The organism is Duganella rhizosphaerae, assembly GCF_040364205.1.
In the GTDB taxonomy this organism is placed as follows: Bacteria; Pseudomonadota; Gammaproteobacteria; order Burkholderiales; family Burkholderiaceae_D; genus Rugamonas; species Rugamonas rhizosphaerae.
The window spans coordinates 142,430-153,938 of sequence record NZ_BPWK01000015.1 but is presented as its reverse complement, the minus strand read 5'-3'; the positions used below and the strand labels follow the sequence as shown (position 1 = coordinate 153,938).

The window sequence follows — 11,509 nt, the reverse complement described above, 5'->3', positions numbered from 1 at the left end:
AAAGTAGTGCTCGTGTGCAAAAAAAGCAGGTAAAAAGTATGAAAGCCAACACGGGCGCTACAGCGTAAAGCGCTTTCATTTGATAATCATCAAGTCTTTCCATACTAACAATAATGTAAATCGGGGCTACAATTAAGAGCAGCCAGCTGGTTTTAAAAGGAGGTTCATCATGTACCGCAAAATCTTGATCACCACCGACGGCTCCGCCGTTTCCAGTAAAACCGCCTGCGCCGGGGTGGCCTTTGCCGAACAGATGAAGGCCGAGGTGCTGGTGCTGTTCGTGGCGCCGGAATACCAGTACCCGATCTATGTCGAAATCATCCCGCCCAGCTACCCCAGCGAGGATGAATACCGCGCCGCCATGCTGCGCGCCGGCAAGGAACATACGCAGGACGTGGTCGATTCCTGCGCCAGGCGCGGCGTGCCGTGCGAGGCGCTGACGGTGTTTGCGGAAAGCACCGCGCACAAGATCGTCGATGTGGCGGAAAAACACCATTGCGACCTGATCTTCATGGGCTCGCACGGCCGCAGCGGCTGGGGCCAGCTGCTGCTGGGCAGCGTAACCAACAAGGTGTTGTCGCACGCCAAGACACCGGTGCTGGTGCATCGCCTGATCAAGGAGCCCGGCAGCAAATAAAACGCGGCCGAGATGCTTTTTGTAGTAAGATCATAAGATTAGTTCAAACACAATAATACTTACTTTTAATTACTTTTTTCTTCAAGCATCTCTATGATTCGAATTGTCATTGCCGACGACCACACCATCATGCGTGAAGGTCTCAAGCGCATCCTCGACGGCGCTCCCGACATCGACATCGTAGGCGAGGCCATCGACGGCTTCGAGGTGCTGGGCCACGTGCGCCAGGGCGGCTTCGACCTGCTGCTGCTGGACCTGTCCATGCCCGGCCGCAGCGGCGTCGACCTGATCCGCCAGATCAAGGCGGAGGCGCCCAAGCTCGCCATCCTGATCCTGACCATGCACGAAGAAGAGCAGTACGCGGTGCGCGCCATTCGCGCCGGCGCCCAGGGCTACCTGACCAAGGAAAGCGCCGGCACCCAGCTGGTCGGCGCGATCCGCAAGGTCGCTTCCGGCCGGCCCTACATCAGCACCGAAGTGGCCGAGCAACTGGCGCTGAACATCATGATGCCCAACGAAAGCCTGTTGCATAAACAGCTGTCGGACCGCGAATTCGAAGTTTTTTCACTGTTGGTGGCCGGCAAATCGATTACCGAAATCGCCAACAGCCTGCACCTGAGCGTCAAGACCGTCAGCACCCACAAGACCCGCATCATGCAGAAAATGGGCATGAGCTCGCTCTCAGAGATGGTGCAATATGCCGTAGCTCATCGTCTGTTGTCCCCCTTCAAGACCTGATTCCTCCGTCCGCCGTTAGGACAACTCCTACAATGCTGCGCTGCGTCCTACGCGCATATTCAGCCATTGCTGATATCTATCTCCCCCCCTCGTTGGCATACTGAAACCATACGATACATGCTGCACGGCTACAGACTCGCAGCACTATGCCGTGCGACACCACAACAGGAAACCAAGCAGCGCGGCACAGCCCATTTCCCGTCCTTTCGAAAAGCAATACCTGTACACAGGAGACCAACATGCTGTCTACGCAAACGTCTGAAATTCGCCCGGCCACCACTGCCACCATGCAGTCCTCCTCGATGGAGGCAGGCCGTCAGCGTCAGGGGCGGCTCTGGTCGAACCTGAAGGAAGTCTGCGATTTGTTGCACATCCCGGCGGCCTGTTCGGTCACCAACGAGGAGTTGCTATTCCAGCACGTGCAGTTCAAGACCGGCCAGCGCATCCACACCATCGGCCAGCCCTTCGACACGCTGTACATCGTCAACTCGGGCTTCCTGAAGACGGTGCTCATCGACGAGTTCGGCAACGAACAGGTGCTCAGCTTCCCGATGAAGGGCGACATGCTGGGCGTGGACGGCATCCACACCCGCCACTACTCGTCCGAGGCGGTGGCCCTGTCCGACTGCGACCTGATACTGCTGCCGTTCAAGAAGCTGACGGCGCTGGGCCGGGTCCACCTGGAACTGGAAAACATGATGTACGGCGTCATGAGCCGCGAGCTGGTGCGCGAACAAGCCATGATCGGCATGCTGGGCGCGCTCAGCGCCGAGGCGCGCGTGGCGCGCTTCCTGGTGTCGCTGGCCGACCGCTTTGCACAGATGGGCTACTCGAGCAAGTTGTTCAACCTGCGCATGACGCGGCATGAAATCGGCAGCTACCTGGGGCTGACGCTGGAGACCGTCAGCCGCACGCTGTCGGCCTTCAACGAAATCGGCCTGATCAGCGTGGACCAGCGCACCATCGGCATCAAGGATCCGGAAGCGCTGAAAACCCTGCGCCGCCTGCCGCCCTCGCGCACCCGCGCCAAGCAGCTGGCGGCCGCCAAGACCAAGGGCGCCGAGAGCGAGGCCCCGGCGCAATTGCTGGCGGCGCTGTGATGTAAGCGCCGCCGCGCCCCCGAACCCAGCTTGGGCCCGGTCACTCCTGCCGGGCTCTTTTTTATTCCCTCCACATGGCGGTTCCATACCGCCTCAATAACTCCCAAATAACACTTGCATTCCTTCCGTGCTTCCACAATAATGAATGCAAATACGAATCATTCTTATTTAAGGAGCCTCCGAAGATGACCACCGCCCTGCCCGCCACCCCGCCCGCCATCACCGCTCACGCCACGACCATCGTTGCCGCACCGGCGATCGTGCCGGTCAAGCGCATCACCAGCGCCAGCCTGATGGAAAACGGCCGCGAAGTCGAGATCGAGCACGGGGGCCGCATCTACCGCCTGCGCATCACCCAGCTCAACAAGCTGATCCTGACCGCCTGAGGTCACCCCGGGCGCCGCCGCGCCCGCCCTGCCCGAGTAGCCAGCCGCAAGCCAGCCAGACTTCCTAACTGAAACCAGGAGCGTTTGATGGCCATAGACCGTAGCAATCCGATTTTTCTCGCCCCCTCCCATGGCGGACACAATCCAGAACTGATGCTGTCCGCCGTGCTGCATCTGATGTCGCATTACACCGCCGGCAGCGACGAGGCCGGCGGCTGTGTCAAGCTGGCCTCGGTGATCGAACGCCACCTGAAGGCGCTGGCCAGCCTGCCGGACCTGGCGCCGGTGCTCAGCGCCACCTGCCAGCAGCTGTCCGAGCAGTGGGCCGGCGTGGTCGAACGCAATATCCACCTGCAGGAAAAGAGCAACTTCCTCAGCCGCATCATGGCGCGCGCCCGCATCGCGCCGGCCACGGTGTAAGGAGAGCCGTCCCCATGTGCGACAAACACGATCCGCTGGCGGCCATCATCGCCGCCGCCATGCCGCAGGTGGCCGGCACGCTGGCGCCCGCCTCCACCGCGCCGCCCCGCCCCGCCGAGCAGCAGGTGCTCAAGCCCGTCATCACCAGCGTCATGGCGGCGCTGCGGCCGCAGGACGGGACGCACGCCTCGCGCCGCCGCCGGCTGTGGGAGCTGGGCCATGCCTGCCACTGCCCGCTGGTCGGCGTCGGCTTCCCGCTGGGCGTGCTGCGCAAGCTGGTGGACAAGGTCACGGCGGGCAAGGTGCTGGCCGACGACTATGAAGTGCACGTCGGCGCCGTTACCGAGTGCGGCAGCCGCAACCGACTGTCGGAAGCGCTGCAAAAGGAACTGGAGCGCCGCTACGCCGCCGTGCTGCTGCGCTTCCGCGCCGCCAGGAGCACCGCACAGGTCGCCGAGATGTGGAACACGGCGGTCGCCAACGGCGACGTCGCCGGCGCCTTCTGGGCCGGCCTGACGCATCCGCGCTGCAACGCCGAGCTGGAAGAACAGATGTGCCGCGACCTGCACATGGTGCAGCACCAGGCCGGCGCCTGCGTGCGCGCCGACATCAACAAGTTCAACGCCACGCTGGCCGACAATGCGCGCCTGGCGCACGAGCTGGCCAAGGCCCAGCAACGCGCCGCCGCGCTGCTGGCCGACAAGAGCGCGGACGCGGAAAAGCACGCGGCCCAGCTGATGCAGCTGCGCGCGCAGTCGGTCGGCAAGGACAGCATGATCGATTCGCTCAGGGCCGAGCTGGAGCAGCTGCGCGAGTCCATCCCCGGCCTCGAGAGCCGCGCCAAACTGGCCGAGCGCCTGATGCAGATGGATGAGCGCGAACGCGCCATGCGCAACCAGATCACCGAGCTGAAGCAGGAACTGGCGAAGCTGCAGACGGCGGCGGAAGCGGCGCCGATACTGGAGGAAACGCGCCAGGTGGTCGAGCACGTGATGAAGATGCCGCTCAGCCTGAACGACCGCGCGGTGCTGTGCGTGGGCGGGCGCAGCGGCAACGTCGCCACCTACCGCGAGCTGATCGAACGCGAAGGCGCGCAGTTCGCCCACCACGACGGCGGCCTGGAAGACAACGCCAACCGCCTCGACGCCAGCCTGGCGGCGGCCGACCTGGTGATCTGCCAGACCGGCTGCATCAGTCACAGCGCCTACTGGCGGGTCAAGGACTACTGCAAGCGCACCGGCAAGCGCTGCGTGTTCATCGACAACCCCAGCATCTCCAGCCTGGCGCGCGGCCTCGAGCAAGCCAGCGCGGAATAAAAAAGCCCTGAGCAGATAAACCATGTCATTCCCGCGCAGGCGGGAATCCATGCTGAACCTGTCCAGAGCTGTTCTATGGGCTCCCGCTTTCGCGGGAGCGACGGTTACTTACACAATCACAACAGCTTAGAACGCCAGCGTGCCGGTCATGTAGAAGGTGCGGCCCAGCTGGTCCGCGTAGCGTGGATCGAAGCCGACCTGGTGGCCCGACGAAGCGCGCAGCGACAGCGGCGGTTCGCGGCCGGCCAGGTTCTTCACACCCATGCGTATCGACGCGGTCTTGCTCAGCGCCAGCTTGCCCTGCCAGTCGATCGTCAGGTACGACGGCACCCACAAGCGGATGCTCTCGTCCTTGCCGCTATCGACGTTGCGCACGGTCGCTTGCGCGTCCTGGTAGCCGTTGCGGTAGTTCGCGCTCAGCGTGTTGCTCACTTTGCCGGTGTCCAGCGTCAGCGCGGCGCGCACGATGTGGCGGAAGGCCACCTTGTTGTCGACGCCGAAGAAGTTCATGTCGCTGGTCCAGTCGCCGTCGGTGCCCGGACGGGTGTAGTCCGACTTCATCAGGTAGGTGCCGTTCAGGTTGGCCGTCAACTGGCCGAACGAGAACTTCTGACGGCCCACCATGTCATAGTCGATACCCTGGTTGTGGGTCTTGCCGATGTTGATCGACAGGCTCTTCATCGCCCAGTAGGTGTTGCCGGTCGACGGTTCGGTGAAGGTGGTGAACAGGTCGCGGAAGCGGGCCGGTGCGGCAAAGATCTGCTGCTCGCTGATCGACGACACGGCGTCGGTGATCTTCACATCCCACAGGTCGGCGCCGAACGAGAACGAAGCGTTAGGCTCGACGCGGAAACCGATCGAGTACTGCTTGGAGCGCTCAGGCTTGAGGTTCTCGTTACCGCCGGACAGCAGGTTGTACTGCACATTGCCGGTACGGCACAGATCGGTGCCAGGGAATGGGCAAGCGTAGCTGTTCGAGGTCACGCCGGCGCTGACCAGCGGCTGGCCGATGTCGAGCATGCTAGGCGCCTTGAAGCCGGTGCCATAGGAGCCGCGCACCAGCACCGTCTTGACCGGCTGCCAGCGGGCCGACACCTTGTAGGTGCTGGCCGACTGGGTCTCGCCCATCTTGCGGTGGGCCAGCAGGTTGTCGATGCCGGCGATGCTGTCGTAGCGGCCGGCCAAGGTCACTTCCAGTTCCTTGGTCAGCGGCGCCAGCAGCTCGCCGAACACGCCGTACGACGCGCGCTTCATGTCGTAGGCTGGCTGGGCGGTCAGGTTGTAGATCTTGCCGCCGGCCGCGTCGGCCGACGGGGTCTGCTGGTAGGCGTACTCGCGGTAGTCGGCGCCGATACCCAGGTTGGCGGCGCCGCCCGGCAGCGTGAACACTTCACGCGAACCGTGCGCGTCCACGCCCTTCAAGGTGGTCGACGCTTCGCGCACCGAACCGTGGTAGATCGAGTTGGCGATCTGCGCCTTGGTGGCGTCGCTCTGGTTGCCGATCGGCGCGAACGGATTGAAGGCGTTGGTGGCCAACATGTCCTTGAATTCCTTGGTCATCGCATAGCCGCCGACATAGCGCTCGTCGAGCTTGTTGCGCGACCAGGTCAGGCCGGTGCCGAAGCTCCAGGCGCCGATATCGCCGTCCGCGCCGACCACCAAGTGCTGGGCGTCGGTGATGGTCTGGCTGTTGCGGGTGCCCCAGTCGTAGGTGCGATAGCTGCCCGACACCTGCTTGACGTTGGCGGCCTGCTCTGCGGTCAGGTAAGGCAGCACGTAGGTGTTGTAGCGGTCCGAACCCGGCGCGATGGTGAACGGCGCGATGTTCTGCGCGATGCGCGCGGTCAGGTCCAGGCGCGACAGCGCCATTTCGGCGAACACGGTGATGTCTTCGCTGGCCTTGTACTGGGCCTTGGTGAAGAAGCTGTCACGCTTGTTCTGCGGCGAGATTTCCACCGCCGGCGTCGAGTCGAACGAGCAGTTGCGGGTGTCGGCCGTGTTGTTCAGGCTCAGGTAGGTCTGCGTCGGGCAGCTGCCGTTCTGCATCAGGTACGGGCTGAAACCGATAGGCGCCAGGCCCTTGTTGAAGGTCACGCCGACGTTGGCCGGCGCGGCCGCCGGGCTGGTGCGGTCGTAGATGTAGTTGTGGCCGTTGTAGTTGAACGGGATGTACGAAGTCGACGCGAACGAGCGGTCGGTCGCCTTGACCGGGCTCTGCTCGTCGTGGCGGTAGGTCGCCAGGATGTTGTAGCGGTCTTCCTGCAGGTCGCCGAAGCCGTAGGTCAGGTTGGTGTTGTACGACTGGCCCGGACGGCCGCTGGTCGGCTGCGAGTACGTCGCGTCGATGGTGCCGCCGTGGGCGTTTTTCTTCAGGATGAAGTTGATCACGCCGGCGATCGCGTCCGAACCGTACAGGGCGGAGGCGCCGTCGGTCAGGATCTCGACGCGCTCAACCGCGCTCATCGGGATGGAGTTCAGGTTGATGGTGCTGCCCGAGCCGGTCGGCGCGATGCGGCGGCCGTCCAGCAGGACCAGGGTGTAGCTCTCGCCGATGTTGTGGATCGAGGCCGAGACGATGCCGCCCGAGTTCGAGCCGGCCGCGGTGGCGGCGATGCTGAAGCCCTGCATCGCCGGCAGCGATTGGATCAGGTCGGCGACGGTGGTGGCGCCGGTCTTGGCGATTTGTTCCTGCGACAGGCGCTGCACGGGCAGTGCGCCTTCCACGGCGATGCGCTTGATGCTCGAGCCGGTGATTTCGACCTTCTGCATGGCCTCGTCCGCAAACGCCTGGCCGGCGATCAGTACGGTGCCGGTCAGCACGCTCAGGGCGATGCGCACGGAGCGTACGCCGATTTTTTCTTGCAATACCATTCAAACTCCCGAATAAAAACATAGAAATCGAGAGCAATACCAACAACGCTATAAGTCGAAGTGGCCAAAATTGCTCTTCGATAAGAGAATTATCGGGCCTGTCAGTACAATATGGTACATAGTTGAAACAAATTTAGAACAAACCTCACAAGTTCGACATTTACGCCAATTTACAAAATTTAATTTCAATATGCGAAAATTTTATAACAAATAAAACGTAATATTTTATTACTATCGGAACAATCGGATTTGCACCGCATTGGTGCGTTGTAATAAAACGTCAATAAACGTCGCGCCGATAGCGTCCGGCGGCGGCCAACTGATCCAGCGCTTCGCGCCCCAGCGCGGCGGCCAGGGCGGCGTCGACACCGGCCGCCATGCCGTCCAGGCTGCCGCACACATAAATGGCGGCGCCGGCCGCGACCCAGGCGCGCACCGCGTCCGCCTGCTCGGCCAGACTGTCCTGCACGTAGCGGCGCTGCAGCTGGTCGCGCGAAAACACCAGGTCCAGTTTTTCCAGTTTGCCGTGCAGCTGCCAGGTCGCCAGTTCGTCGCGATAGTGGTAGTCGTGGGCTTCGTTGCGCTCGCCGAACAACAGCCAGTTGCGGGCCCGCCCGCTTGCCGTGCGCGCCTTCAGGTGGCCGCGCAGGCCGGCGATGCCGCTGCCGTTGCCGATCAGGATCAGCGGCCGCTGGGCGTTGTCCTCCAGGCGGAAACGCCGGTGCTGGCGCAGCCGCAGCTGGATCGTCTGACCCAGCCCGGCCTGCTGCGTCAGCCAGCCGGAGGCGGCGCCGTGGCTGCCGTCCGCATGCGTGTGCAGGCGCACCAGCAAATGCACGCGGCCGTCGGCCGGCATCGAGGCGATCGAGTATTCGCGGGCGCGCTCGGGATCGGAAGGCGCCGACACCTGCACCAGGTCGCCCGATTCCCAGGCCGGCAGTTCGCCGTCCCGCGGTTCCAGTTCCAGATGGTAGATCGGCGCGCCGGCGCTGCCCGGATTGAGCAGCACGCGCGCGGCCAGCCGCCAGTGGTCGAAGGCCGGCGCGCTCCAGTCCGGCGCATCGCTGGTGCCGGCCAGATGGCTGAGCTGCTGGCGCCAGGCGCCGATGGCCTCGGCCGAACTGCGGTCGACCTCGATGCGCGGGAACAGGCTTTGCGCGCCCTGCGCCTGCAGCCACTGGTCCAGCGCGCGGCCGAAGCCGCAGAACCGGGCGTAGGCGCGGTCGCCCAGCGCCAGCACGGCGTAATGCAGTTGCGGCAGCGCCAGGCCGTTGGTCATCAGGCGGCCGGCAAAGGCGGCGGCGGCGTCCGGCGCATCGCCCTCGCCGTAGGTGCTGACCAGGAACAAGATGCGCTCGGCGCGTTGCAAATCTTCGGCATGCAGTTCGGACAATTCGCTCATCTGCGCGGCGATGCCGGCCAGCCGCAGGGTCGCCAGCGTCTGCCCGGCCAGTTCCTCGGCGTTGCCGGTCTGGCTGGCGTAGGCGACGATCCAGCCGGGGTTGGCGGCCGACTCGGCCTTGGCGCGCTGCGCCGCCATACGCTTGCGGCGCGTGCGCAGATAAGGCGCCAGGCACACCAGCGCGTAGCTCATGGCCAGGCTGGCTACCAGCATCAAACGGGTGGGGTCGTTGGTCCAGATCATTCGTCTAGCATGCCGCGTAAATGGGTACTCATGTGTTCGGTGAAACCGCCGTCGCGCCGGCGGGCGACGAAGCGCACCGCCAGTCCTTGTTGCTCGGCCAGGCGCAGGCCATGCTCGCAGCCCAGCACCGTCAACGCGGTGGACCAGGCGTCGGCCGCCATGCATTGCGGATGGACCACGGTGACCGAGGCCAGGTCGTTGGCGATCGGCATGCCGCTGCGCGGATCGATGGTGTGGGAATAGCGCTGGCCGTCCAGTTCGAAATAGCGGCGGTAGTCGCCCGAGGTCGCCACGGACAGGCCGTGCAGCGCCAGCACCAGTTCGTCCGGCTGCGGCGCTGCAGTGTCGGCATCATCGACCACCTGCTCCAGCGCCACCCACCACGGCTGGCCGTCCGGCTTGACGCCTGCGCCGCGCAGCTCGCCGCCGACTTCGACCAGGCAGTGCGCATAACCTTGGGCCTTCAAAAAATACGCCAGCCGGTCCACGCCGTAGCCCTTGGCCACGGCCGACAGATCCAGCTGCACGCCGCCGGGCTGCAAGGCGCGGCGACCTTCGTGCTCCAGCAGCACCGGCCGCGACGCCAGCGCCGCGCCGATCTGCGCGGCCGACGGCGGCACGAAATCCGGCTGGTCGAACCTGCCGTGCGGGCCGAAGCCCCACAGGTTGACCAGCGCGCCGGCGCAGGGATCATAGGCGCCGCCCGACAGGCGGGCCACGTCCAGCGCAAACGCCAGCACATCGAAAAACGCCGGCGGCAGCTGGCGCCAGCTGCCCGCGTCGGCGCGGTTGAAACGGCCCAGGTCGGAGTCGCTTTCCCAGTGGCTCATCTCCGCCACCACGGCGTCCAGCTGCTGCTGCAGCCCTTGCTGCAGATGGATGCAGGCATCCTCCGGCGCGCACACCAGCCGCACCGACCAGCTGGTGCCCATGCTGCGTCCGCCGAAATCGCGGATCACGCCGCCGGCGGGCGCCGGCTCGTCGGCGATGACATGGGGCAGCAATACACGACGCATCGTCAGCCTACCCCGCCTTATTGCGGCAGGATTTCCACCGTCGCCGCATAGCTGACGCGGCGCGGCGGCATCTGCGGCGGCTGGCCCGGCGCTTGCGGCGCGGCGGCCGGCCAGGCGCTGCTGACCAGGTACATGCCCGCCGCCGGCAGCTCGAACGTCGCTTCGCCGTTGGCGTCGGTGTTCTTGCGCAGCTCGCCCAGCGTGCCGCGATAACGCACGCCGCCCGGGATCAGGCTGAAGCCCTGGTTGGCGGCCGGTTTGCCGTCCAGCAGGAAGCGCCAGGTGGCCTTCTCGCCAGCGCGCATATCGTTCGGGTGCGTCACCGGCACCAGCTCCAGGCCGACGCCGCTCGGCTTGAACACCGCTAGGTCCGGCGCGCCGGTCGAGACGAAAGTCTCCAGGCGGCTGTGCATGCGCGTCAGCCTGACGTCGCTCGCATCGGCCGGCACATCCTTGGCCAGTGTTTCCTCGCTGCCGCGGAAACGCTTCATCTCGCCTTCCTTGTTCTTGTAGCTGCCCGTCACGCCCTGCGACACCAGCGCGATCTTGTAGGTGCCGGGCTTGGGCAGCTTGAGGTCGAAGGTGTTGCGCAGCTTGCCGTTGTTAACGTTTTCCATGGCCAGCTTGCCGCCGTCCGGGCCGGTGATGACGATGCCGTCCAGCTTGAGCGGCTGGTGGTCGATATCGAACAGGCCTTCGGAAATGGCGGCGTCCACGGTCAGCCAGGCTTCCTTGCCTTCGACGACGGTCGACGACGGCAGCAGCCACGGCTTGTGCGCCTGCGCGTTCAGCGACACCGCCGACAGGCCGGCCAGCGCCAGCGCGATAAACGATTTATACAGTTTCATGGACGGGCCTTAAGGTTTGAGTTGTACCACCACGGCGCCCAGTTCTTCCTTGCCCTGGCCGCTCACGTTCTGCGCCGACTTCGGCGGCCATTGCAGCGGCACCTTGACCGCTTCGCGGCCGCCGGCTTCGCGCGCCGCTTCCACCACCAGCGTGTACTGGCCGGCCGGAAGCTTGTCCAGCGCCGCTTTCGCGCCCGGGAAGCTCAGCGTATGTTCGCCCGGCGCCTTGGTCGCGCCGCTGACGCCGTCCATCGGCATTTCCACGTCGCGGCCGCTCTTGCGCCACCACTGGCGCACATCCTTGAGCCACTTGGTGCCGGCGTTGTCCTTCTTCTTGACGTCGTACAGCACGGCCAGGTTGGCGACCACTTTCTGGTCGGCGTTTTCCAGCCACGCGGCGATGTAGGGACGGTGGTATTCCGCCACGTTCAGTTGCGGCACGTCGAGTTTGAGCGCCAGCTCGGCGCCCATGGCCGTGGCGCTGGCCAGCGGCAGACCAAGGACGATGGAATAGCGTAATTTCATGGAGTAC

The 11,509-nt window shown here is 64.6% G+C and carries 11 protein-coding genes; 6 read left to right on the top strand and 5 right to left on the bottom strand.

Features of this window, described 5'->3' with window-relative positions; all coding sequences use genetic code 11:
- The first annotated feature begins 169 nt into the window (after nt 1-169).
- The 6 genes from RUGAMON1_RS26220 to RUGAMON1_RS26195 all read left to right on the top strand — a co-directional run bounded on the left by RUGAMON1_RS26220 (nt 170) and on the right by RUGAMON1_RS26195 (nt 4,597).
- Nucleotides 170-637: a universal stress protein gene (locus RUGAMON1_RS26220; RefSeq protein ID WP_445233289.1), complete on the top strand. Its 468-nt coding sequence runs from the start codon at nt 170-172 to the stop codon at nt 635-637.
- 93 nt (nt 638-730) lie between these two features.
- Nucleotides 731-1,375 carry a response regulator gene (locus RUGAMON1_RS26215; protein ID WP_008450985.1) on the top strand — a complete coding sequence of 215 codons (645 nt, stop codon included), beginning with the start codon at nt 731-733 and terminating at the stop codon, nt 1,373-1,375.
- A gap of 302 nt (nt 1,376-1,677) precedes the next feature.
- A complete protein-coding gene (locus RUGAMON1_RS26210; RefSeq protein WP_445233330.1) occupies nt 1,678-2,475 on the top strand; it encodes a Crp/Fnr family transcriptional regulator in 798 nt (265 codons plus the stop codon).
- A 185-nt stretch (nt 2,476-2,660) separates the two neighbouring features.
- Nucleotides 2,661-2,861 (top strand): hemin uptake protein HemP, encoded by a 201-nt coding sequence (gene hemP, locus RUGAMON1_RS26205; RefSeq protein ID WP_445233288.1) that lies wholly within the window; start codon nt 2,661-2,663, stop codon nt 2,859-2,861.
- A gap of 87 nt (nt 2,862-2,948) precedes the next feature.
- Complete coding sequence (locus RUGAMON1_RS26200; RefSeq protein WP_445233287.1) at nt 2,949-3,281, top strand: hypothetical protein; 333 nt, start codon at nt 2,949-2,951, stop codon at nt 3,279-3,281.
- A 14-nt stretch (nt 3,282-3,295) separates the two neighbouring features.
- Entirely contained in the window at nt 3,296-4,597 is a 1,302-nt protein-coding gene (locus RUGAMON1_RS26195) for a DUF2325 domain-containing protein (RefSeq protein ID WP_445233286.1), read from the top strand.
- A gap of 126 nt (nt 4,598-4,723) precedes the next feature.
- On the opposite strand, the gene RUGAMON1_RS26190 is transcribed toward RUGAMON1_RS26195, so the two are convergent.
- The 5 genes from RUGAMON1_RS26190 to RUGAMON1_RS26170 all read right to left on the bottom strand — a co-directional run bounded on the left by RUGAMON1_RS26190 (nt 4,724) and on the right by RUGAMON1_RS26170 (nt 11,502).
- Entirely contained in the window at nt 4,724-7,468 is a 2,745-nt protein-coding gene (locus RUGAMON1_RS26190) for a TonB-dependent receptor (protein ID WP_445233285.1), read from the bottom strand.
- A gap of 280 nt (nt 7,469-7,748) precedes the next feature.
- Nucleotides 7,749-9,113, bottom strand: a complete 1,365-nt coding sequence (locus RUGAMON1_RS26185; RefSeq protein ID WP_445233284.1) for a sulfite reductase subunit alpha — start codon at nt 9,111-9,113, stop codon at nt 7,749-7,751.
- Nucleotides 9,110-10,129 (bottom strand): FAD:protein FMN transferase, encoded by a 1,020-nt coding sequence (locus RUGAMON1_RS26180; RefSeq protein WP_445233283.1) that lies wholly within the window; start codon nt 10,127-10,129, stop codon nt 9,110-9,112. Before RUGAMON1_RS26180 ends, RUGAMON1_RS26185 begins: the two co-directional genes overlap by 4 nt.
- A 17-nt stretch (nt 10,130-10,146) precedes the next feature.
- Complete coding sequence (locus tag RUGAMON1_RS26175; protein WP_445233282.1) at nt 10,147-10,977, bottom strand: DUF4198 domain-containing protein; 831 nt, start codon at nt 10,975-10,977, stop codon at nt 10,147-10,149.
- 9 nt (nt 10,978-10,986) lie between these two features.
- Entirely contained in the window at nt 10,987-11,502 is a 516-nt protein-coding gene (locus RUGAMON1_RS26170) for a DUF2271 domain-containing protein (RefSeq protein ID WP_445233281.1), read from the bottom strand.
- Nucleotides 11,503-11,509: the final 7 nt, after the last annotated feature.